This is a genomic window from Yoonia sp. (assembly GCF_046498525.1).
Lineage (GTDB): Bacteria > Pseudomonadota > Alphaproteobacteria > Rhodobacterales > Rhodobacteraceae > Yoonia.
The window spans coordinates 1-23130 of record NZ_JAWOAN010000179.1 but is presented as its reverse complement, the minus strand read 5'-3'; the positions used below and the strand labels follow the sequence as shown (position 1 = coordinate 23130).

General features: G+C 58.5%; 23 protein-coding genes and 1 pseudogene. 12 read left to right on the top strand and 12 right to left on the bottom strand.

The window, feature by feature from the left end; genetic code table 11:
- Positions 1 to 898 (bottom strand): acyl-CoA dehydrogenase family protein (locus R6T97_RS11385; protein ID WP_410349408.1); only part of this gene is annotated, 898 nt, incomplete at its 3' end.
- 116 nt (positions 899 to 1014) lie between these two features.
- Complete coding sequence (locus R6T97_RS11380) at positions 1015 to 2514, bottom strand: CoA-acylating methylmalonate-semialdehyde dehydrogenase (RefSeq protein ID WP_410349407.1); 1500 nt, start codon at positions 2512 to 2514, stop codon at positions 1015 to 1017.
- Positions 2515 to 2617: 103 nt separating this feature from the next.
- On the opposite strand from R6T97_RS11380, the gene R6T97_RS11375 reads away from it, so the two are divergent.
- The 3 genes from R6T97_RS11375 to coaD all read left to right on the top strand — a co-directional run bounded on the left by R6T97_RS11375 (position 2618) and on the right by coaD (position 4555).
- Complete coding sequence (locus tag R6T97_RS11375; protein ID WP_410349406.1) at positions 2618 to 3520, top strand: LysR family transcriptional regulator; 903 nt, start codon at positions 2618 to 2620, stop codon at positions 3518 to 3520.
- A 38-nt stretch (positions 3521 to 3558) separates the two neighbouring features.
- A complete protein-coding gene (locus R6T97_RS11370; RefSeq protein WP_410349405.1) occupies positions 3559 to 3993 on the top strand; it encodes a CBS domain-containing protein in 435 nt (144 codons plus the stop codon).
- A gap of 67 nt (positions 3994 to 4060) precedes the next feature.
- Entirely contained in the window at positions 4061 to 4555 is a 495-nt protein-coding gene (gene coaD / locus R6T97_RS11365; RefSeq protein WP_410349404.1) for a pantetheine-phosphate adenylyltransferase, read from the top strand.
- Between the two features lie 77 nt (positions 4556 to 4632).
- Here coaD and R6T97_RS11360 read toward each other — a convergent pair whose 3' ends face one another.
- From R6T97_RS11360 to tkt, 5 genes are all read right to left on the bottom strand, one after another.
- On the bottom strand, positions 4633 to 4791 hold the full coding sequence (locus tag R6T97_RS11360; protein ID WP_410349403.1) for a hypothetical protein: 159 nt from the start codon (positions 4789 to 4791) through the stop codon (positions 4633 to 4635).
- Between the two features lie 495 nt (positions 4792 to 5286).
- Entirely contained in the window at positions 5287 to 6288 is a 1002-nt protein-coding gene (gene gap, locus R6T97_RS11355; protein ID WP_410349402.1) for a type I glyceraldehyde-3-phosphate dehydrogenase, read from the bottom strand.
- Between the two features lie 71 nt (positions 6289 to 6359).
- Positions 6360 to 6503, bottom strand: coding sequence for a hypothetical protein (locus tag R6T97_RS11350; RefSeq protein WP_410349401.1), 144 nt, complete (start codon positions 6501 to 6503; stop codon positions 6360 to 6362).
- Between the two features lie 84 nt (positions 6504 to 6587).
- Complete coding sequence (gene gap, locus R6T97_RS11345; RefSeq protein ID WP_410349400.1) at positions 6588 to 7589, bottom strand: type I glyceraldehyde-3-phosphate dehydrogenase; 1002 nt, start codon at positions 7587 to 7589, stop codon at positions 6588 to 6590.
- Positions 7590 to 7861: 272 nt separating this feature from the next.
- Positions 7862 to 9880, bottom strand: a complete 2019-nt coding sequence (gene tkt / locus R6T97_RS11340) for a transketolase (protein WP_410349399.1) — start codon at positions 9878 to 9880, stop codon at positions 7862 to 7864.
- A gap of 259 nt (positions 9881 to 10139) precedes the next feature.
- On the opposite strand from tkt, the gene R6T97_RS11335 reads away from it, so the two are divergent.
- Together R6T97_RS11335 and R6T97_RS11330 are read left to right on the top strand one after the other, a co-directional pair.
- Entirely contained in the window at positions 10140 to 10607 is a 468-nt protein-coding gene (locus R6T97_RS11335; RefSeq protein WP_410349398.1) for a hypothetical protein, read from the top strand.
- The gene (locus tag R6T97_RS11330; protein ID WP_410349397.1) at positions 10594 to 10980 is read left to right on the top strand and encodes a cell division protein ZapA; all 387 of its coding nucleotides are present in this window, start codon (positions 10594 to 10596) and stop codon (positions 10978 to 10980) included. Before R6T97_RS11335 ends, R6T97_RS11330 begins: the two co-directional genes overlap by 14 nt.
- Before the next feature lie 34 nt (positions 10981 to 11014).
- Here the strand turns inward: R6T97_RS11330 and grxD are convergent, their stop codons facing one another.
- The 5 genes from grxD to R6T97_RS11305 all read right to left on the bottom strand — a co-directional run bounded on the left by grxD (position 11015) and on the right by R6T97_RS11305 (position 15379).
- Complete coding sequence (grxD, locus tag R6T97_RS11325) at positions 11015 to 11374, bottom strand: Grx4 family monothiol glutaredoxin (protein WP_410349396.1); 360 nt, start codon at positions 11372 to 11374, stop codon at positions 11015 to 11017.
- Positions 11371 to 11622: a hypothetical protein gene (locus R6T97_RS11320; protein WP_410349395.1), complete on the bottom strand. Its 252-nt coding sequence runs from the start codon at positions 11620 to 11622 to the stop codon at positions 11371 to 11373. Before R6T97_RS11320 ends, grxD begins: the two co-directional genes overlap by 4 nt.
- Before the next feature lie 5 nt (positions 11623 to 11627).
- Positions 11628 to 11864, bottom strand: a complete 237-nt coding sequence (locus tag R6T97_RS11315; RefSeq protein ID WP_410349394.1) for a BolA/IbaG family iron-sulfur metabolism protein — start codon at positions 11862 to 11864, stop codon at positions 11628 to 11630.
- 99 nt (positions 11865 to 11963) lie between these two features.
- Positions 11964 to 14123 carry a phosphoribosylformylglycinamidine synthase subunit PurL gene (gene purL / locus R6T97_RS11310; RefSeq protein WP_410349393.1) on the bottom strand — a complete coding sequence of 720 codons (2160 nt, stop codon included), beginning with the start codon at positions 14121 to 14123 and terminating at the stop codon, positions 11964 to 11966.
- Between the two features lie 350 nt (positions 14124 to 14473).
- Positions 14474 to 15379: a LysR family transcriptional regulator gene (locus tag R6T97_RS11305; RefSeq protein ID WP_410349392.1), complete on the bottom strand. Its 906-nt coding sequence runs from the start codon at positions 15377 to 15379 to the stop codon at positions 14474 to 14476.
- A 159-nt stretch (positions 15380 to 15538) separates the two neighbouring features.
- On the opposite strand from R6T97_RS11305, the gene R6T97_RS11300 reads away from it, so the two are divergent.
- From R6T97_RS11300 to R6T97_RS11270, 7 genes and pseudogenes are all read left to right on the top strand, one after another.
- On the top strand, positions 15539 to 18955 hold the full coding sequence (locus R6T97_RS11300) for an indolepyruvate ferredoxin oxidoreductase family protein (protein WP_410349391.1): 3417 nt from the start codon (positions 15539 to 15541) through the stop codon (positions 18953 to 18955).
- Between the two features lie 72 nt (positions 18956 to 19027).
- Entirely contained in the window at positions 19028 to 19939 is a 912-nt protein-coding gene (locus R6T97_RS11295) for a lysophospholipid acyltransferase family protein (protein WP_410349390.1), read from the top strand.
- Positions 19917 to 20729 carry a glutamate racemase gene (locus R6T97_RS11290; RefSeq protein WP_410349389.1) on the top strand — a complete coding sequence of 271 codons (813 nt, stop codon included), beginning with the start codon at positions 19917 to 19919 and terminating at the stop codon, positions 20727 to 20729. Before R6T97_RS11295 ends, R6T97_RS11290 begins: the two co-directional genes overlap by 23 nt.
- 36 nt (positions 20730 to 20765) lie before the next feature.
- Positions 20766 to 21794: an N-acetyl-gamma-glutamyl-phosphate reductase gene (gene argC / locus R6T97_RS11285; RefSeq protein ID WP_410349388.1), complete on the top strand. Its 1029-nt coding sequence runs from the start codon at positions 20766 to 20768 to the stop codon at positions 21792 to 21794.
- Complete coding sequence (gene ccmE, locus R6T97_RS11280) at positions 21791 to 22261, top strand: cytochrome c maturation protein CcmE (protein WP_410349387.1); 471 nt, start codon at positions 21791 to 21793, stop codon at positions 22259 to 22261. The genes argC and ccmE overlap by 4 nt, the downstream gene beginning before the upstream one ends.
- Before the next feature lie 45 nt (positions 22262 to 22306).
- Entirely contained in the window at positions 22307 to 22918 is a 612-nt protein-coding gene (locus R6T97_RS11275; protein ID WP_410349386.1) for a holin-associated N-acetylmuramidase, read from the top strand.
- A pseudogene (locus R6T97_RS11270) lies at positions 22909 to 23130 on the top strand (hypothetical protein); the annotation flags it as partial. The gene R6T97_RS11275 and the pseudogene R6T97_RS11270, both read left to right, overlap by 10 nt.

Below are 23130 nucleotides of genomic sequence, written 5' to 3'. Positions count from 1 at the left end.
CTTGGCGCAGAAAGGTCCGCGCCGATTGCAGGGCGATTTCCGCATCGGCCAGCCGGAACTGCAGCCCCTGGAACTGGTCGATGGATTTGCCGAAGGCCTTGCGCTCTGCCATATAGGTGACCGTCTGGTCCAGCGCGGATTGTGCTGCACCGATCGAACAGGCGGCGATGTTCAACCGTCCGCCATCAAGCCCCGTCATGGCGTATTTGAACCCCATGCCTTCTTCGCCCAAAAGGTTTTCGACAGGGGTGGGGCAGCCATCCATTTGCACTTGTCGGGTGGGCTGCGACCGCCAGCCCATCTTGTCCTCTAGCCCGCCGAACGACAGGCCCTGCGCACCGTTCTCGAGTACGATTGCGCTGATCCCCTTGGGGCCATCTTCACTGGTGCGCGCCATGACGATGTAGGCGTCGGAATAGCCTGCGCCCGAGATGAAGGCCTTGGTGCCTGTCAGCAGATAACCTGTGTTGTCGCGGGTTGCCTTTGTCTTGAGGGCCGCGGCATCAGAACCCGAACCCGGTTCCGTCAGGCAATACGACAGGATTGTTTCCATGGTCAGGACGCGTGACAGGATGCGGTCGCGCAGTGCGTCAGAGCCGTAGGCATCGATCATGCGGGCGCACATATTGTGGATCGACAGAAAAGCGGAAACAGAGGCGCAGGATTGCGCGAGCGCCTCGAAAACCAATGTGGCATCAAGCCGTGACAACCCCGATCCGCCGCGCTCTTGCGCGACGTAAAGCCCACCGAAACCCAGTTCCGCCAGTTTGATCCAAAGCTCTTTCGGGATTGTTCCTTCGCGTTCCCATGTGCGCGCATGGGGTGCGATATGCTCGGCGCCGAAGTCCCGCGCCATAGCAAAAATGGCGGATTGTTCTTCCGTCAGAGCGAAGTCCATTCTTGCCTCCCGTCAAGGAATTGAACGCTGGTTCCTATGCTGCGCGGATCGGTATGAATTGACAAGCCGTCCTGCGCAAACGAAAAGGCCCACCGTTTCGGGTGGGCCTTTGCAGTTTATTCCATCAGCGGGATCGAAAACTCGCCACCCTCTTTGGTGCCAGAGGGCCAGCGCGATGTGATCGTCTTGGTCCGCGTGTAGAACTTGAACGCGTCCGGTCCGTGCTGGTTCAGGTCGCCGAACATGGATTTTTTCCAGCCTCCGAAGGTGTGATAGGCCAGCGGCACAGGGATCGGCACATTCACGCCGACCATGCCGATGTTGATCCGGTTGGCAAAATCGCGGGCAGTGTCACCGTCGCGGGTGAAGATTGCGGTGCCGTTGCCGTATTCATGGTCCATGGCAAGGCCAAGGGCTTCCTCGTAGGATTGCGCACGGATGGTGGACAGGACAGGGCCGAAGATTTCGGTCGTGTAGATGTCCATATCCTTGGTGACGTTGTCGAACAGATGTGGCCCGACAAAGAAACCGTCTTCATAGCCTTGCAGGTTGAAGTTGCGGCCATCGACCACCAGTTTCGCGCCCTGGTCGATGCCGGTTTGCACCAGGCGTTCGATGTTGGCTTTCGCTGCGGCAGTGACAACGGGCCCGTAATCCACGTCATTGCCTGCGGTGTAGGGGCCGACCTTGAGTGCTTCGACTTTGGGGATCAATTTTTCAAGCAGGCGGTCGGCGGTTTCGTCGCCCACAGGCACAGCGACGGAAATTGCCATGCAGCGTTCGCCAGCAGCACCGTAACCGGCACCGACCAGCGCATCCGCGGCCTGATCCATATCGGCGTCGGGCATGATGATCATGTGGTTCTTGGCACCGCCAAAGCACTGTACGCGCTTGCCCTGTGCACAGCCGGTTCCGTAGATGTATTCTGCAATGGGGGTGGAGCCGACAAAGCCGACCGACTGGATCGTGTCGTCATAAAGGATCGCGTCGACCGCCTCTTTATCGCCGTTGACAACCTGCAGGATGCCCTTGGGCAGGCCTGCTTCTTCCATCAGTTCGGCCAGCATCAGCGGCACGGAAGGGTCACGCTCGGAGGGTTTGAGGATGAAGGCGTTGCCGCAGGCGATAGCGGGCGCGAACATCCACATCGGGATCATGGCGGGGAAGTTGAAAGGCGTGATGCCTGCGGTGACACCCAAGGGTTGTTTCATCGAGTACATGTCGATACCGGGGCCAGCGCTGTCGGTGAATTCACCTTTCAGCAGATGCGGCGCACCGATGCAGTATTCCACCACTTCCAGCCCACGAATGACGTCGCCCTTGGCGTCCGGCAGCGTCTTGCCATGTTCGCGGCTCAGCGCCTCGGCCAGTTTGTCCATGTCGCGGTTCAACAAGCCCACGAAAGCCATCATGACGCGCGCGCGGCGCTGGGGATTGACGGCGGCCCATGCTGGTTGTGCTTGGGCTGCGATAGCGACGGCCTTGGCCATTTCATCGGCGTTCGCCAGCGGCACCTTGGCCTGTACTTCGCCTGTGGCGGGGTTGAAGACGTCGGCAAAGCGGCCTGACGTGCCTTTGACGTGTGCGCCGCCGATATAGTGGGTCAACTCTTGCATGGGGTCCTCCGCAAATTTCTGGTTCAGGCAGAGTATACTCTTGCATTTTTCACCGTAAAAGAACCAATATTCCAAAATTATTTTGCAAAAATGCAAGGATGCGATGGAAAACTGGGATGATATGCGGGTGTTTCTGGCGGTGGCGCGGGCCGAGGGGCTATCGGGGGCGGCGCCATTGCTCAAGATGGACCCGTCCACGCTGGGGCGGCGGATCGCGCGGCTGGAACGCAGCGTTGGGGCGGCGCTTTTCGTGAAATCGCCGCAGGGTTATGCGCTGACCGATCTGGGCGAGCGGATGATGGCGCGGGCGGCGGAGGCCGAGGTGCATTTGACGCAGGCGCGCGATGAAGGGCAGGGGGATACGGCAGCGCTGACCGGGCAAATCCGGATCGGTGCTCCTGACGGGGCGGCCAATTTCCTTTTGCCGCAGGTTTGTGCCACCATCCAGCGGAAAAATCCGCATCTGGAGGTGCAGATCCTTGCCCTGCCGCGTGTCGTGAACCTGTCACGCCGCGAGGCGGATATGGCGATCACCGTCAGCCCGCCTGCCGCAGGGCGGCTGACCGTGCAGAAGATCACCGACTATCAGTTGCATCTTGCGATGCGCACCAATGCACTGCCGTTGCACAGCCTTGATGATCTCAGGACGCGGCAGATCGTCGGCTATATCCCTGACATGATCTTTGACAAGGAGTTGGATTATCTGGGCGAGATAGACGCGGCGCGGGTGCAGATGGCGTCGAACTCGGTTGCGGTGCAACTGCAGATGATCCGGCAGTCGGGCGTCGGGATCGTGCATGATTTCGCGCTGCCATTCGCGCCGGAATTGCAAATGGTGCTGACAGATGAAGTGGCTTTGACGCGATCCTTTTATCTTGTGCGCCACACCTCGGACCGCAGATCGGACCGTTTGGCGCGTTTTGCGACCGCTTTGCGCCAAGGAATGCAGGACGAGGTGCAGCGTCTGGAACGCACGGCACGCTTGACAGCAAGGCCCCCGATTTGACACGCTAGGACACCAGAGCATCATCAAGGAAAATGCAAATGCTTGTATCCCAAATGTTGAAGTCGAAAGCCGATACCGGTGTGATTTCTGTGACCCCGTCATCGACTGTCACCGAAGCGGCGACACTTTTGTCCAAGCATCGGATTGGTGCGGTTGTGGTTTCTCAGGATGGTGAAACGCTTGACGGTATCTTGTCAGAGCGGGACATCGTGCGCGAGTTGGGCAAGCGCGGCAGCGGATGCCTGAACGATCCGGTCAGCGACCTGATGACCGCAAAGCTTGTTACTTGCAGTCCGTCGAACACGGCGCTGGAAGTACTTGAAATGATGACGGACGGCCGGTTTCGTCACCTGCCCGTTATGTCCGACGGCAAGATGGTAGGCCTGATTTCCATCGGTGACGCCGTGAAGGGCCGCCTTGCGCAACTTTCGATGGAAAAAGAATCCCTCGAAGGGATGATCATGGGCCATTAAGCCTTTCTTGCATTCCTGCGCGGAATACTGTTGCTTGCACGCGACTTAAGACAGAACGAGGTTTGCCATGCGCGTCGGACTTTACCCCGGTACATTTGATCCGGTCACGCATGGGCACCTTGATATCATCCAGCGCGCCTGTTCACTGGTGGACCGGCTTGTGATCGGTGTTGCGATCAATCGCGACAAGAGCCCTTTGTTCACGCTCGAAGAGCGGGTGGCCATGATCGAAGCGGAAGTCGCCCCTTTGGCTGCCGAGACGGAGTGTCTGATCATGGCGCATCCGTTCGAGAATCTTCTGATCAATTGCGCGCATGATGTCGGCGCATCCGTCATCATCCGTGGCCTACGCGCGGTTGCCGATTTCGAGTATGAATATCAGATGGTCGGCATGAACCGCGCATTGGATAACACGATTGAGACCGTGTTTTTGATGGCAGAGGCGCAGCATCAGGCGATTGCCTCGAAACTGGTCAAGGAGATCGCGCGGCTGGGTGGTGACGTGTCGAAATTTGTGACACCCGCTGTCAATTCAGCGCTGAAACAACGGTTTGGCGGTTGAACCCGCATTGTTCGGTGGGGTGGAAATAACAAAGCCGCCCCCGAAGGCGCGGCTGTTTTTCCTGCATGGCCAGCGGTTTAGCTGTAAATGGCTTCTGCCGCTATCTTGCCCGCATCCTCGCGGAACATGCCAAGATCAATGGCAGTTTCAACGGGCATAGCTTGCAGCTCGTGCTTGAGGCGGCTGTAGGCCACGCGTTTCTGGACGGCGGTGCGAACTGTGTTCAATACGGTCATTTGCGTGCTCCTTTTAAGTCATCGCGTTTTCGTTTCGTGCTTCATATGTAGCAATGCCGCAGTGCAGCACAACTGACAGTTAGCGCTAGCGGCTATGCCCGGACTGCATGGCGCCAGCCCGCGTCCAGTGTCAGATTGATTGTTACCAAGAGTGCAGGGCCAAGGCGCCGCAGATAGAAATGCCGGAATGTGAACCGATCCTGCGCAAGTTCACACAGGATGAAACCAGTGATCAGAAATCTACTGATCACGAAAAACATTCAAAGCCGGTGAACCTCTGGCACACTAGCTAGCCGTACATGAAAGTACACGATCAGGATAACAGCAACGGCGCGCAATCCACCAATGTCATCTGTGCCGTTCACGTAGATTACCTTGATCACATCCGTGGGGTAATAGCCTGGTATTTACTGGTTTCTGCGACAATAGAGTTGCAATCCGCCACGAAAAAAGCCGGCCCAAAGGACCGGCTTTCAAGAAGACGTTTTGCAGAAGTTAGATAAGCTTGCCCATCGCAACCGCCGTGTCGGCCATCCGGTTCGAGAAGCCCCACTCGTTGTCGTACCACGTCAGGATGCGGACCATATTGCCGTCAAGCACTTTGGTCTGATCGAGATGGAAGATCGAGGAATGCGGGTCGTGGTTGAAGTCGGAACTAACCATCGGAAGGTCTGTATAGCCCAGTATGCCCTTGAGCGGCCCGTCGGCGGCGGCGATGATGGCGTTGTTCACCTCTTCGATCGTCGTGCTCCGGGTGGCCTCGAATGTCAGATCGACGACCGAGACATTGGGTGTCGGCACACGGATTGCGACGCCATCGAGCTTGCCGTCCAGTTCGGGCAGGACAAGGCCGACAGCTTTGGCTGCTCCGGTCGAGGTCGGGATCATGGACAGCGCAGCGGCGCGCGCGCGGTAGAGATCCTTGTGCATCGTGTCCAGCGTCGGCTGGTCGCCGGTATAGCTGTGGATCGTAGTCATAAAGCCCTTGGTGATGCCGATTGCATCGTTGAGGACTTTGGCGACCGGCGCCAGGCAGTTCGTGGTGCAGGATGCGTTGGACACGACGATATCATCGCTGGTCAACACGTCATGGTTTACGCCGTAAACGATGGTCTTGTCGGCGTCTTTGCCCGGTGCAGAGATCAATACGCGGCTGGAGCCGTTATCAAGGTGGGCCTGGCAGGCTTCTTTGCTCGTGAAGATGCCGGTACATTCCAACACGACATCCACATCCGACCAGGGCAGGTCGGCGGGATTGCGGATCGCGGTCACTTCCATCGGTCCGCGACCGGCGTCGATGGTGGTTTCCGTCGTCGTGACGGTCGCAGGGAAACGGCCATGCACGCTGTCGAACCGCAGCAGGTGGGCGTTGGTTTCCACCGGCCCAAGATCGTTGATTGCGACGACTTCGATATCGGTCCGCCCGCTTTCGATGATTGCGCGCAGGATGTTGCGGCCGATGCGGCCAAATCCGTTGATAGCTACTTTGACTGCCATGGTACTCTCCTCAGGGTCAATGTTGGCGCTAACATTGCGATTTATGCAGAAAGGTCAACCTTTGATCGCGCCTAGCGCCAGAAGGCCATCCACTCAATCAGTTCAGTCAGCTTGCGTAGCAAGAATACCGAGTTCGCCAAATCGTATTGATAATAATCAAAGCCCAACATTGCTGCGATGACGATCACGATGATGAGGGCGAGTGTGTTTGTCATACCAGAGGTCTAGCGGGCGTGTGCAGAAATGGCAAAGCCCGCTTATGCGGGCTTTGCCGTATTTCGCTTTGGATTTTGCGGCGTCTAGTGCAGGCGTCCCATGGTCGCGGCGACATCTGCCATGCGCGCCGAAAAACCCCATTCGTTATCGTACCATGCCAGCACCCGCACGGTCTTGCCGCCCACGACCTTGGTCTGGTCCGGTGCAAAGATTGTGCTTTCGGTGGTGTGGTTGAAGTCGATGCTGACCTTCGCTTCGTCATCATAGGACATGACCATGCCCATATAGCCCGCAGCCGCCTCGGCGACGATGGCGTTGACGTCTTCCACCGTGACGGATTTGCCGGCCTCGAATGTCAGATCAACGGCGCTGACGTTCGGTGTGGGCACGCGCATGGCGGTGCCATCCAGCTTGCCCGCCAGTTCCGGCAGCACTTCGCCCAAGGCTTTGGCGGCACCGGTGGACGTGGGGATCATCGCCATGGCGGCAGCGCGGGCGCGGTAGAGGTCACTGTGGCGGCGGTCCAATGTGGGCTGGTCGCCCGTGTAGCTGTGGATCGTGGTCATGATGCCGCGCTCGATGCCGATGGCGTCGTTCAGCACCTTGGCAAGAGGAGCGAGGCAGTTCGTGGTGCAAGACCCGTTGGAGACCATGCGTTCGGTCGCGATCAGGTCGCGGTGGTTCACACCGTAGACGACCGTGCGGTCCACGTTTTTGGCGGGGGCCGAGATCAGCACTTTTTTTGCGCCCCGATCAAGATGCACGCCGGATTTCAGTCCGTCGTTGAAATTGCCGGTACATTCGAGGACCACATCGACACCGTCCCAATCCAGTTCGGTGGGATCGTAGGTGGACATCACATCAATCGGTCCGCGCCCCAGATCGAGCGTTTTCCCGTTTACCTTGACCGGACTGCCGAAGCGGCCATGGACACTGTCGTATTTGAGCAGGTGCGCGTTTGTTTCGATCGGGCCGGTGGCATTGATCTTGACCACCTGCACGTCGTTGCGCGCAGCCTCGGTGATATGTGCCAATGTGCAGCGCCCGATGCGGCCAAAGCCGTTGATGCCGATGGTGACTGTCATGCCTGCGGTCCTTTGGTACCCGTTCCCATTGCCCGTTGTATACTGGGGTATGCGCTACTGGCCAAAGGAAAAAAACTATATTTTCCAATATGTTAGCGTTAACAAAGCCTGTTAGCGATAACGGCATTGCGATATTTTGATATGTTACTGCAAACGCCTCTGGCATTGTGGCGCGGCAAGCGATCACCCTCGTGCGCCCCGGGTGAATTCGCGGGTGTCCGCGCGGCGTGTTTGCACCCCATCCGGATTGATCCGGATGGGGCCGTCGTGATTTACTTGATCAGGGATTTGACCTTGTCGGCGGTATCCTGCGCCGTGATCCCGAACTCTTTGTAAAGCCGGTCTGCGGGGGCAGAAGCCCCGAAACCGTGCATGCCCACAAAGCCGGACTTGTCGCGCTTGCCGCGTTCGCCGAAAAGCCAGCGGTCCCAGCCAAAGCGGATACCGGCCTCGATGGCGACGCGCACAGGGCCACCGGGCAGGACGCGCTTGCGATAGCTTTCTTCCTGCTCTTCGAACAGCTCCCAGCACGGCATGGAGACAACGCGCGTGCCGATCCCCTCGGCTTGCAACAGTTCGCGGGCTTCCATTGCGATGCTCACCTCGGAGCCGGTCGCGAGCAAGATCGCCTGACGCTTGCCTGTCGCGTCGGCCAGTACATAGGCACCTTGGGCGGTCAGGTTCTTGTTCTTGTGTTCGGTCCGCACCGTGGGCACGCCCTGACGGGTCAGTGCCAAGACGCTGGGTGTCTTGTGCGATGTCAGCGCCAGTTCCCAGCTTTCGGCGGTTTCAATCGTGTCGGCAGGGCGGAAGACGTTGATGTTTGGCGTCGCACGCAACATGGCGAGGTGTTCGACCGGCTGGTGGGTTGGTCCGTCTTCGCCAAGGCCGATGCTGTCGTGGGTCATCACATAGGTCGTGGGGATGCCCATCAATGCAGACAGGCGCATCGCACCGCGTGCATAGTCGGTGAAGCACATGAAGGTACCGCCATAGGGGCGTGCGCCGCCATGCAGCGCCATCCCGTTCATGGCCGCCGCCATCCCGTGTTCGCGCACACCGTAGTAGATGTAGCGGCCCTTACGGGTATCGGGGTGGAATATGCCCATATCCTTGGTCAGCGTGTTGTTGGAGCCCGTCAGGTCAGCCGAACCGCCGATGGTTTCGGGCATGATCGGGTTGATGACCTCGAGTGTCATTTCCGATGATTTGCGGGTTGCGACCGATGGCGCACCTTCGCTGATCTGTTTTTTGAGCGCGCGGATGGTGGCGGAGAGGCGCTTGGGCGCTTCACCTGCATAGGTGCGCTTGAATTCGGCCTGTTTGCTGGCTGACAGCGCGCTGAAACGGTCGTGCCATTCTTTGTGTGTGGAGGCTCCGCGCATACCGATCACGGCCCATTGTTCGCGGGCCTCGGCCGCGACCTCGAAGTCGCCCATGGGTGCGCCATAAGCTTCTTTTGCGGCCTTCAGTTGCTCGTCGTTCGTCAATGCACCGTGACCCTTGGAGGTGTCCTGTGCGGCATGTCCCAAGGCGATATGGGTCTTGCAGGCAATCATGGACGGGCGCGGGTCTTTCTTGGCTGCGGCGATGGCGGCGTCGATCGCGACCGGATCGTGGCCGTCGATTTCCTGCACGTGCCAGCCGGAGGCCTCGAAGCGCATCGGCTGGTTGGTGATGTCTGCAAGATCGACTGTGCCGTCGATGGTGATGTTGTTATTGTCCCAAAAGACGATCAGCTGCGACAGTTTCTGCATGCCGGCCAATGCGATGGCTTCCTGGCTGATGCCTTCCATCAGGCAACCGTCACCGGCCATCACATAGGTGTGGTGGTCGATGATAGTCTTGCCCCATGTGGCGCGCTGGATTTCCTCGGCGATGGCAAAGCCCACCGAATTGGCAAGACCTTGACCCAAGGGGCCGGTTGTCGTCTCGATTCCGCGGGCATGGCCGAATTCAGGGTGACCTGCCGTGCGTGCGCCCCATTGGCGGAAATTCTTGATCTCCTCCAGCGGCATGTCTTCGTAACCTGTGAGGTACATCAGGGAATAAAGCAGCATGGAGCCGTGACCGGCAGACAGGATAAACCGGTCGCGGTCGGGCCAATGCGGGGCGTTCGGGTCGAAGTTAAGGTGCTTTTCAAACAGAACCGTTGCCACATCGGCCATGCCCATCGGCATACCGGAGTGGCCGGAGTTGGCTGCAGCGACCGCATCCAGTGTCAAAGTACGGATGGCTGTCGCTTTCATCCAATGGTCAGGGTGCGCGGTGCGCAGGGCTGCAATATCCAAGGTGATCAGGTCCTATTTGCGAAAGATGAATAACGGGTTCGTCAGCGTCATATCAGGCAGGAACCTAAGATCAAGGCTGACGGCTAAGTTACTCATATTCTTGACGCCCGTTCGTTTGCGGGCGGACGAGTGATGGCTTACGCTGGAATCCAAGAAACGCGATTCGGCGCAATGCGCCCCACGGTTGCGAAAAAACACGGTGCATGACGAAGGCCATTGCAATGACATGGGCCTTTTCGCGCCACGAAAGGACGAGCGGATGAGTGACATCAGTACATTGGAAAGCCGTATCACGGCGGCGCTTGACCGGATCAGGCAGGGATTGGACGCGCCCGCGCAACCCGACGCCGATCCTGCGTTGCAGGCTGCTCTGGACGAAGAGCGCGCACAAAACGCCGAATTGGTGGAACGGGTGCGTGTCCTGAAAGAGCGGCAGGATACCCAAGTGGCCAGCCTGACGCTGCGGGCCGAAACCCAAAGCAGGCATCTGATGAAGCTTGACGAAGAATTGCAGCAATTGCGTGCCTCGAACGTGCAGTTGCGCGAGATGAATACCAAGCTGCGCGAAACCGTGACGGCGGGGCTCGCACCGGAACTTCATGATGCGGCTGTTGCGGCGGAAATGGAAGCGCTGAGCGCCCAACGCTCTGCCGATGCTGCCGAAGTGGACGCCATTCTTGACGAATTGAAACCCCTGATCGAGGAGACATCCCATGCCGCAGGTTGAGATTGCAATCGGGGGCCGGACGTTCGAGGTGGCCTGTCAGGAGGGCGAAGAGCATTTCCTGCATTCCGCAGCAGCGATGCTGGATGTGGAGGCATCCCATCTTGCCGGCCAGATCGGGCGGGTGCCCGAGGCGCGTATGTTGTTGATGGCGGGTCTGATGCTGGCGGATAAGACCGCAGGGCTTGAGGATAAAGTGCGCGAACTGGAAGCAGATGCGGCCAACTTGCGCGCGCAGATGGAAAGCTTGCAAAGCCAGCCCGCGCCCGAGCCGGTGCGTATCGAAGTGCCGGTGGTGCCTGCGGCTGTGATGGACACACTCGCCGAGATAGCCGCGCGTGCCGAAGCACTGGCGGATCAGGTAGAGACGCACTAGCGAATTGGCGGGCAGGACAGCCCGCCAAATCTGTTTAACCGTTGGCTTCGCGGATCTTCTCTGCGGCGTCCTTATCGAACGTCACGTTGTTTTCCGCGAAAAGCGTGTCCAGCTCGCCAGAGAGTGTCATCTCTGTGATGATATCACAGCCACCCACGAATTCGCCCTTGACGTAAAGCTGTGGGATGGTGGGCCAGTCGGAATAGTCCTTGATCCCCTGACGGATGTCATCATCGGCAAGCACATTGACGTCGTTGAAGTCGACACCCATGAAATTCAGCACACCTGCCACACGGGACGAAAAGCCACACTGCGGCATGCTCTTTGTGCCTTTCATGAACAGAACGACATCATTGGCTGTGACGGTCTCTTTGATTTTGTCTTGTGCTGTCATTTCTTGGTTTCCGTTTCCTGTGGGCTGAAAAGTTGCGCGTATTGCTGTGGGTCGCACGGCACTTTGTAGGTTGTGTGATGGCCTGAAATTCCTGAGGAATACTCTGCATGAATAACGTGAAAGCCGGTTTTTTTGTCAGAACCGCGGATCACTTCGCCTTTTTCACTTATGACGATGTTGATCGCGCGCAGGACAAAAGCGGCAAGGATCAATGCAGCAAGTATACCTATGATCAGATTGAAGCTCATCGTGGTTACGCGGGGGCCTTTGTTGTGAGCGCAAGCGCGTGCAATTCACCGTTATTGCCGTCCATCTTTCCCTTGAGGGCTGCGTAGACTGCGCGCTGCTGCTGTAAGCGGTTTTTGCCGCGAAAGCTTTCATCGATGACTTCGGCGGCAAAATGCGATCCATCGTCCCCTTGCACGTTTATTTCGGCGGCGGGGAAACTTTCGCGCAGAAGCGTTTCGATTTCATGGGCGGAGATGGGCATTGCGGTTCCTCTTGATCACGTGCTTTCAAGGTAGGGGCGTCAGCGCCGGTGGACAAGTGGGGATGCCTCCGGCGGGAGTTTTTTTGGGCAAGATGATCATCAGGCGACGGCGCGTTCGAACGCCGTCCGGAAGCTTTCGCTCAGGTCTGCCAAGGGCGCAGTCTGGCTTCCGAAGGTTATCTGGTCGCCACCGACCTTGCCGACCATCAGCAATGTGACCCGCGCCTGGTTTGCAGCGATCATCAGGGCTTCGGCCTGATCGAAATTGCAGGCGATCAGATAGCGGGCCTGATCTTCGCCAAACAGCGTCGGGGTGTCTTCCATGTCCAGCGCAAGTCCGATGCCTGCTTTTTCGGCCAGTTCAAATGCCGCCAGTGCAAGGCCCCCGTCAGAGAGGTCGTTGCAGACCTTGATGTACGCATGGTTCGCGCGGATGAAATCACCGTGGGCTTTCTCTGCTGCCAGATCGACATGCGGCGCGTCACCTTCGGCGCGTCCGTAAACTTCGGCGAGCAGGGCGGATTGCCCCAGATGTCCCGTTGTTTCGCCCAATAGCAAAAGCACGTGCCCTTCGCGGATATTGCCTGTGATCATCTGGTCGGGGTGGTTGATGATGCCGACCGCGCCGATTGTGGGGGTGGGCAGGATGCCTTTGCCGTCGGTTTCGTTATAGAGCGACACATTGCCGGAAACGATGGGCATATCCAGCGCCTTGACCGCTTCGCCGATCCCTTGGATGGCGCCTACGAATTGCCCCATGATACGGGGCTTTTCGGGGTTGCCGAAGTTCATGTTGTCGGTCGTGGCCAATGGGGTGGCCCCCACTGCAGTCAGGTTGCGATAGGCTTCGGCGACGGCTTGCTTGCCGCCTTCGAACGGGTTGGCCTTGACATAGCGGGGGGTGACGTCGCTGGTAAAGGCGAGCGCCTTGTCGGTGCCATGCACGCGGACAATACCGGAACCTGCGCCCGGAGTGCGTGCCGTATCGCCCATCACTTGCTGGTCATATTGTTCATAGACCCATTGTTTGCCTGCATAGTTGGGGCTGTTGATCAATGCGCGCAGTCCGTCGATGGGATGCACACCCGCGATATCACCCAGTGGTTCGGCGGCCGGTGTTGGCTCCCAGGGGCGGTCGTATTCGGGCGCAGAGCCGGAGAGCATGGCGAGCGGCAGGTCAGCCATGACATGGCCGTTATGTTCGACGATAAAGCGGTCCTCGGCGATGGTTTCGCCGACGATGGCGAAATTGAGGTCCCATTTTTCAAATACCGCGCGCGCTTCGGCCTCAAGCTCGGGCTTGAGCACCATGAGCATCCGTTCCTGACTTTCCGACAGCATCATCTCGTAGGCCGTCATTTTTTCTTCGCGCTGTGGCACCGCGTTGAGGTTCAGCTTGACCCCGAGCCCGCCCTTGTCGCCCATTTCCACGGCAGAACAGGTCAGGCCAGCGGCCCCCATATCCTGAATAGAAATCACGGCACCTGTAGCCATGAGCTCCAGCGTCGCTTCCATGAGGCGTTTTTCGGTGAAGGGATCGCCAACCTGAACGGTGGGGCGTTTTTCCTCGATCGTGTCGTCGAACTCGGCGGAGGCCATCGTTGCGCCGCCCACACCGTCCCGACCGGTTTTTGCCCCGAGGTACACCACAGGCATGCCGATGCCGGAAGCGGCGGAATAGAAAATCTTGTCCGCGTCTGCGAGGCCCGCCGCGAAAGCGTTTACAAGGCAGTTGCCATTATAGGCCGGATCAAAGCGGACTTCGCCGCCGACAGTCGGCACGCCAAAGCAGTTGCCGTACCCGCCGACACCGGCCACCACACCGTTGACCAACTGGCGCGTCTTGGGGTGATCGGGTTCGCCGAAGGACAGGGAATTCATGGCAGCGATCGGGCGGGCACCCATTGTAAACACGTCTCGCAGGATGCCGCCAACACCTGTGGCCGCGCCTTGATAGGGTTCAATGTAACTGGGGTGGTTGTGGCTTTCCATTTTGAAAACCACGGCCTGTCCGTCGCCGATATCCACCACACCTGCGTTTTCGCCGGGGCCGCAGATGACTTGGGGGCCGGTCGTCGGCAGGGTGCGCAGCCATTTTTTCGAGGATTTGTAGGAACAGTGTTCGTTCCACATGGCCGAAAAGATGCCCAGTTCGGTAAAGCTCGGCTCGCGTCCGATGATGTCAAGAATGCGCTGGTATTCATCAGGCGAAAGCCCATGTGCTGCAATCAGGTCTTCGGTGATGGCTGGCTCTTGCATTTTTGTCCCCCCGGGGCGTGAGTCGTCCGTGTTTTACGGGGTTGCGCGTATAAGGGAAAGAGAGGTGTTGGTTCGCCGCGGCCAACGGCTCGGGCGGAGCGCTGATCTGGCATGGCCGCAACTGCGATGCACAGCACCTTTTTGGCAAAAAAAAGCCGGGCACAAGGCCCGGCATAGTCCAACAGGGAGGTGAAGGTGATTAGCAAATAAGCATCATCGCCTTCGAGAGTGCAGATAGGGTGCGTTTTTTGACCAATCAAGAAAAAATGGCCTCAGCATCGTGCAAACCCGCTATGCCTTAAGCGCATAGCTTTTCATGTGCGCCGCATTTTACCAATGAAACCCGGCGTCTAGCCTGCCGCGCTTTCCCGCATTTTGCGGCGGTGCGCAAAGATTTCATCCTGCACGAAATCACGGAAAGCCGCGATCCGTTTGGATTGACGCAATTCTTCGGGGTAGGCGAGAAAGACCGGGACTTCGCCGCTTTCCAGATCGGGCAGCACGCGCACAAGATCGGGAAAGTCTTCGGTGACATAATCGGGCAGTACCCCGATGCCGATGTTGTTCAACACCCCTTGCAGCACGCCGAAATAGTTGTTCACGGTAAAGGTATTGGGAATATCGGCGGTCATCAGATGTTGGAGCAATGTGGCACCCGCAGCCACCTGAATGGAATTCAGGCTTTGGCAGATCAGCCGATGATCGGACATATCTGACAGTTCAGTCGGTGTCCCGTTTTGCTTCAGATACGAATGTGTCGCATAAAGCCGCATCCGCACAGACATCAGCCGCTTGCGGATCAGGTCGGCTTGCGATGGTTCTTTCATGCGGATGGCGACGTCAGCCTCGCGCATGGGCAGGTCTAGAACCCGTTCTTCCAGCATCAGGTCGATCTTCAGGTCGGGGTAGAGTTCATAGAGTTTCGGCAGGCGCGGGGCGAGCCACAGCGTGCCAAACCCTGTCGTTGTCGTTACGCGCAGCTCGCCAAAGACCTCTTCCTCGCTGTCGCGAATGCGCGCCGAGGCCGCCTCGAGCCGTTTGTTCATGCTTTTTGTGGCGTCAAACAGCAACTCGCCCTGTTCGGTCAGGATCAGCCCGCGTGCATGGCGGTGAAACAAAGTGGTATTCAATGATTCTTCCAGCGCGCGGATTTGCCGGCTGACTGCCGATTGCGACAGATGCAGCGTGTCCCCCGCATGCGTCAGCGAACCCGCGTCAGCGACGGCGTGAAATATTCTTAGCTTGTCCCAGTCCATATCGCCCTGTCACTACGTTTGTTATCGCTATCTTTGGCAGAACATTACGCGCAGAAGGTGTAGTGATGCAAACGTGACGGGTATTTATTTTCTTCTTTGTAGGTCAGCCTATTTGACCTATACTCTTTTAGACGGATTTGACGCGCGGGGAGGTGCGAGATGAGCCATCAGGATGTGTCCCTTAACGACCGCTACGACTTGACGAAACATCAGATTTTGCTGAATGGAACGCAAGCGCTGGTGCGCCTGATGCTGATGCAGCGTGCCCGCGATGAGGTGGCAGGTCTCAACACGGCTGGCTATGTCACGGGCTATCGCGGGTCGCCTCTTGGTGCGGTGGACATGCAGATGACCAAGGCCCGCAGTGTGCTTGAACCTGCGCAGATCACCTTTCAGCCCGGATTGAACGAAGACCTTGCCGCGACCGCACTGTGGGGCAGCCAGCAGGCCGAACTGCGCGGCGAGGGCAACTATGACGGTGTCTTTGGCCTGTGGTACGGCAAAGGCCCCGGTGTGGACCGGTCAGGCGATGTGATGCGCCATGCCAATATGGCGGGCACGTCCCCCCATGGCGGGGTGATCATGGCGATGGGCGATGACCACACCGGCGAAAGCTCCACCACGTTGCATCAATCGGACTGGGCGATGATTGACGCCTATATGCCGATTGTCTCGCCTGCCGGTGTGCAGGAAATTCTGGATTACGGGCTTTATGCTTGGGAATTGTCCCGCTTTGCCGGTGTCTGGGTCGGCCTGAAGACCATGAAGGACACCATCGAGGTGACATCTGTGGTGGATGGCAACCCCGACCGGATGTCCTTTGTCCGCCCTGATATCGAGATGCCGGAAGAGGGACTGAATATTCGCCTTGTGGATACCCCGCAACTTCAAGAAGCGCGGATGATCGACCACAAACGCTTTGCCGCCGAGGCGTTCAGCCGTACCAACAAGATGGACCAGCGCAAATGGGGCAAGCCGGGTGCGCGGATCGGTTTCGTGGCCGCTGGCAAGAACTGGCTTGATCTGCAGCACGCGCTGTCGCTGCTGAATATCGACGCGGCCGAGGCTGAACGGCTGGGCATCACCACCTATAAGGTCGGGCAGGTCTGGCCGCTTGATATGGCGTCATTCCATGAATGGGCCGAGGGCCTTGATCTGATCGTCGTGGTGGAAGAGAAGCGCAAGCTGATCGAGGTGCAGGTCAAGGAAGCGTTGTTTGACGATCGCGGCGGACGGCGGGTTTATGGCTGGCACAAAGGGGATGAACATTCCGAAGGGCGGCGCGAAGAGGTTTTCCAGACCAAGGCGGATCTGAACCCGATTGTCGTAGCCGAAAAGCTGGGCGGTATTCTGGAAGAAGAGGGTTGTGGTTCCGGCGGGGTCACGGCGGGGCTGGCGGCTTTGGCCGAAGCGCGGCGGGCGGATAATGCACCTGAACTGGCGCAGCGGTTGCCGTATTTCTGTTCGGGCTGTCCGCATAACACGTCAACCAAAGTGCCTGAAGGATCGCGCGCCTATGCCGGGATCGGTTGTCATTACATGGTGCAGTGGATGGACCGCGATACCGTCGGCTTTACCCAGATGGGTGGCGAGGGGGCCAACTGGGTGGGTGAGGCCCCGTTTTCGACCCGCGACCATGTGTTCCAGAATCTGGGTGACGGCACCTATAACCATTCGGGCGTGCAGGCTATCCGGTTCGCGCTGATGGCGGGTACGAACATCACCTACAAGATCCTGTACAACGACGCCGTCGCCATGACCGGCGGGCAGGGCAATGACGGCGGTTTGACCGCTGATCAGATTTGCCGCGAGGTGCAGGCGATGGGCGTGCGCAACATCGCGCTGGTCTATGATGAGAAAGAAGATGTTGATCTCAACATCTTTCCCAAGGGACTGGATGTACACGAGCGGGCAGAGCTGCCAATCGTACAAGAGAAATTCAGCAAATACAAAGGCGTGTCTGTCATCGTTTATGTGCAGACATGTGCTGCCGAAAAGCGCCGCCGCCGCAAGCGCGGGCAGTTTCCCGACCCGGACAAGCGCGTGTTCATCAACACGGACATCTGCGAAGGCTGCGGCGATTGCGGCGTGCAGTCGAACTGCGTGTCCATCGTTCCGGTTGAAACCGAACTGGGCCGCAAGCGGGCGATTGATCAATCCTCTTGCAACAAGGATTTTTCCTGCGTCAAAGGGTTCTGCCCTTCGTTCGTGACCATCGAAGGTGCAAAAATACGCAAGGAAGCCACGGTAGAGGTGGATGTGCCTGACATGCCCGCGCCGGAACTGCCTGCGATCAACGGAACCCATAACGTCGTGATCACCGGTGTCGGCGGGACGGGCGTCGTGACAATTGGCGCCGTTCTTGCCATGGCTGCCCATATTGACGGCAAGGGAGCGGGTATGATGGAGATGGCGGGGCTGGCCCAAAAGGGTGGCGCTGTCCACATTCATTGCCGGATTGGTGAAAGCCCGAGCGATATCAATGCGATCCGTGTCGCGACGGGTGAATGCGACGCGCTGATCGGGGGCGATCTGGTGGTGTCTGCGGGGGCCAAGACCTTGGGCCTGATGCAAACGGGCCGCTCCAAGGGAGTGGTCAACAGCCACGAGATTATCACGGGTGATTTCACCCGCGACACGGAATTCCGCCTGCCGACAGATCAATTGAAACTCTCGCTCGAGGCGCGGCTTTCGGATGGGCTTGCGCTCTTTGACGCGTCCGATCTGGCCAAGGTGCTTTTGGGGGATAGTATCTATTCGAACATGATGGTCTTTGGCGCTGTCTGGCAAATGGGCGCAATTCCAGTGCGTTACGAGGCAATCCTGCGAGCGATTGAATTGAACGGCGCCGCTGTAGACCGCAATATCCGCGCGTTTGAACTGGGCCGCTGGGCCTATCTGTATCCTGAAGATGCAGGTGCCGTGCTGAAACCGAATGTCGTTGCATTGCCAAAAATGCTGGACGACAAGATCGCGTTCCGCGCCGCGCATTTGACCGCCTATCAGGGCAAGCGGCTGGCCAAGCGCTACCGCAAGTTGGTGGATCAGTTCCACGATGAGCCGCTGCGCGAAGCGGTCGCCTTGGGCTATCACAAGCTGTTGGCCTATAAGGACGAATATGAGGTTGCGCGCCTGTTGACGCAAACAAAGCAGAAAGCGCGGGCGGAGTTCGATGGCAATCTTAAGCTGACATATCACCTTGCACCACCGATGCTGACCAAGACCGGACCGGACGGGCGGCCCGCCAAAAGGGAATTTGGTGCGTGGATGGCACGGGCCTTTCCGAAGCTTGCCAAACTGAAATGGCTGCGTGGCACGCCCTTTGATCCTTTTGGCCGCACTGCGGAACGCCGTATGGAACGTGCGTTGATCAAGCAATACGAGGCGGACATGGCCGAAGTGCAGCGTATGTTACGTCCTGATACGCGTGATGCCGCGATTGCGCTGGCGGCTTTGCCGCGTGACATTCGCGGTTTTGGTCCCGTGAAAGACGCGAATGTGCGCAAGACAGCCAAGCGCCGCGAAGAACTGCTTGCTGTTTTGCGTGCTGCGCCGATGCAACAGGTGGCCGAGTAAACTCAGTCTGTCATATGATTGTTGCCTGAGCATGTTAATCAACCGTAGATTTCGACGACACAAGAGCTTTTTATGCCTGCAACCGATCGCCAAGTGGCGCGAGATATCACCTATGCCTCTTCTGCGAAGGGCCGTAGCGGACGCGCGATGATCCGTGTTCTTGAGAACGTCACTGGCCGCTTGCAGTTGATCCGCAAGGCACGCGGGTATGATGCCGAAGTCGCTGCAGGCGCTGATTTCTGGCAGGTCATTACGGCGCGCTACGGTGTCAGTCTTGAGGTTGTCGGAGGTACACTGGACAGCATCCCGCAGCACGGTCCGCTGATTGTGGTCTCGAACCATCCCTACGGAATTCTGGATGGCTTGATGATGGGACAGATACTGTCGGAACGCCGTGGGGGCGCGTTTCGCGTTCTGGCGCACCGCATTTTTCGCCGCGCACCCGATCTTGAGCGGGTGATCCTGCCGATTTCCTTCGATGACACCAAAGAGGCCGCCAAGCTGAACCTCGAAACACGCAGCAAGGCGGTTGAATACCTTAAATCCGGCGGCGCAATCGGCATCTTTCCCGGCGGTACTGTGTCGACATCTGCGACACCGTTTTCCAAACCGATGGATCCGAGCTGGCGCACGTTCACCGCCAAGATGATCGTCAAATCCGGAGCCACGGTCGTGCCGGTGTTTTTTGAAGGCCACAACAGCCGCCTGTTCCAGTTGGCCAGCCATATTCACAGCACCTTGCGCACCGGCATGTTTATTCGTGAATTCAAGGTCAAAACCAACAAACCGGTCCGTGTTGTCGTCGGCGCACCCATCCCGCAAGCCGCGCTGGACCAATTCAAAAAAGACCCCAAAGGGTGCATGGATTTCCTGCGCAAAGCCACGTATGACTTGAGCCCAAGCCCTGTTGACGCTGCTCAACTGGGACATGAGTTCGAAGACAAATACAAGGTGCGCGGCAATGGCGGTGGGCATATTCGATAGCGGGCTGGGTGGCCTGACGGTACTGGATGCCGTGGCGAAACGCTTGCCTGATGTGCCGCTGGTCTATCTTGGTGACAGCGCACATGCGCCCTATGGCGTGCGGACCCCTGATGATATCTATGATCTGACAACCAAGGCCACGCAGCGGCTGTTTGATGCGGGCTGCGATCTGGTGATCCTGGCCTGCAACACGGCCTCTGCTGCGGCCTTGCGCCGGATGCAGGAAAGCTGGGTGCCCGAGGGCAAGCGCGTTTTGGGTGTGTTCGTGCCATTGATCGAGGCCCTGACAGAGCGGCAATGGGGCGACAATTCCCCCCCGCGCGAGGTCCATGTGAAGCATGTGGCGCTTTTTGCCACGCCTGCAACGGTCTCCAGCCGCGCGTTTCAGCGCGAACTGGCGTTTCGCGCGATTGGTGTGGATGTCGAGGCACAGGCCTGCGGTGGTGTCGTGGATGCCATTGAAGAGGGCGACATGATTTTGGCCGAGGCGTTGGTCAGCAGCCATGTCGATGCGCTCAAGCGCAAGATGCCCCATCCCGATGCGGCGGTGCTGGGCTGTACGCATTACCCGCTGATGGCCGAGCAGTTTCAGGCGGCTCTTGGCCCTGATGTGAAGGTTTTCAGCCAAGCCGAGCTTGTCGCCGAGAGCTTGGCCGACTATTTGAAGCGGCGGCCCCGGATGGTCGGGCCGGGCACTGCTGCGGCCTTTCTGACGACGGGTGATCCTGCCCGCGTTTCTGCTCGCGCGACCCAGTTTCTGCGACGACAGATCACTTTTGACGCCGCATGAGTCACAACAAGACCATTCATCCCGAGGGATAAAGACATGACCTACAACGTCACCATTTTGGGCGCTTCCGGTTATACCGGCGCGGAACTCGTGCGTCTGATCGCAACGCATCCGAACCTTGAAATTGCGGGGTTGTCCGGCAATTCCAAGGCGGGCATGGCCATGGCCGATGTATTTCCGCATCTGCGCCACCTTGACCTGCCCAAGCTGACCACGATTGACGAAATGGACCTGAGCGGCGTTGATCTGGTATTCTGCGCCTTGCCGCACGCCACATCGCAGGCGGTCATTTCCAAGCTGCCCGAGCGCCTGAAGATCGTGGATCTTTCCGCCGATTTCCGGCTGCGTGATCCGGCCGACTATGAAAAATGGTACGGCAAACCCCATGCGGCGCCAGAATTGCAGAAACAGGCCGTCTATGGCCTGACCGAGTTTTACCGCGACCAGATCAGCGACGCGCGGCTGGTGGCTGGCACCGGCTGCAATGCCGCGACGGGGCAATATGCCCTGCGGCCGTTGATTAAAGCGGGTGTGATTGATCTGGATCAGATCATCATCAACCTGATGGCGGCAGTATCAGGTGCAGGACGCAGCCTGAAGGAGAACCTGTTGCACGCGGAATTGTCAGAAGGGGCCCATGCCTATGCCGTGGGCGGTACGCACCGGCACTTGGGCGAGTTCGATCAGGAGTTTTCCGCTGTCGCCGGACGCCCTGTGCAGGTGCAGTTCACGCCGCATCTGATCCCCGCCAACCGCGGCATTTTGGCTACTGCCTATGTGCAAGGCGATCCGCAAGTTATATATGATACATTGACCGAAGCTTATGCGGTCGAGCCGTTTATCGAGGTACTGCCGATGGGACAACATCCATCCATTAAACATATCCGGGGATCGAATTTCTGTCATATCGGCGTCGTTGCCGACCGTGTGCCGGGGCGGGCCATCGTGATCGCCGCATTGGATAACCTGACCAAAGGGTCTTCGGGGCAGGCGTTGCAGAACGCCAACCTGATGCTTGGCCTGCCGGAAACAGAGGGCCTGATGATGGCGCCGGTGTTCCCATGAGCGGTGGTCTGAAAAGTCTCAAGAAACGCCGCCGCGTACAGGTAGTTTCGATGGCGGGGGTCAGTTTGGCGCTTGTGCTGGGGTTGTTGTGGTTCCTGCCCGATGACAGTTTCCAGTTCTTTCGGTCACCTTCCGAAGTGGCTGAGGCGCCACCGCCGCCCAATGAACGGTTCCGTATTGGCGGGCTGGTCGCCGAAGGCTCGCTGATGCGTGGTCAGGGCGAACAGGTCAGCTTTTCAGTGACTGATGGCGGTGCTGTCGTGCCGGTGGTTTACACGGGCATCCTGCCTGATCTGTTCGAGGAAGGTCAGGGCATGGTTGCGCAGGGCAACTACATCAACGGTCGCTTTGAAGCGGTTGAAATTCTTGCAAAACATGACGAGACTTACATGCCGTCAGAGGTGGTCGACGCGCTGAAGGCGCAGGGCGTCTACGTTGAGCCGGACGATGCTGTCGCGACCAATTAACCAATAGACTGCAGGCTTTGCCCCGACCGTATGGAAGGGGTGAAGATGCAGACCGTGACCCAAATTGCCCAAGAGATTATTGCCCGCGAAGGCGGCTATGTAAACGATGCCGACGACCCCGGCGGTGCCACCAAATACGGTGTGACGATCCATACCATGCGGCGCTTGGGGCTTGATCTGACGCAGGACGGGCGTGTCGATGATGCGGATGTCCGTGTCCTGACGCGGGCGCACGCGGTGTCGATTTTCGTTGAACACTACTTTCGCGCCCCGCGCATTGACCGGTTGCCCGTGCCATTGCAGGCCAGTGTATTCGATATGTATGTGAACTCCGGTGCCAATGCGGTGAAGATACTGCAACGATTGCTGATCGAAATGCGGATCACTGTCGCTGTGGATGGTGTGATCGGCCCCAAGACGATTGCAGCGGCCAAGCGGGCAATGCAGGCCGCACCCGATCATCTGGTCGATGCTTACGGCATTGCCCGACGCGATTATTACTATGATCTGGCAGAGCGTCGCCCCGCCAGCCGCAAATTTGCCCGCAGGCGCGACGGCGGCAAAGGGGGCTGGATCAGGCGTGCCGAAGACTTTGTAGCGGCCCGCTATCACCTGACCGATGCACAGCACCGCGCGAGGGTGGCAAAATGGGTCTGATATCGGGGATCATGACGTTCCTTTTCGGGGACGGGCGCAATGTTGTGGCCGAGACCGCGCAGGTGTTTCGTGAAAATACCGAAAAAGGCGCGGTGCGGGCGGCGGCGGCGCGGGGCGACAGCCTTGCGCAGTTCGCGGCAGAGTTCGTGCATCCGCGCCGCGGCTTGTTCGACCGGTTGGTCGATGGGCTGAACCGTTTGCCGCGTCCGGCG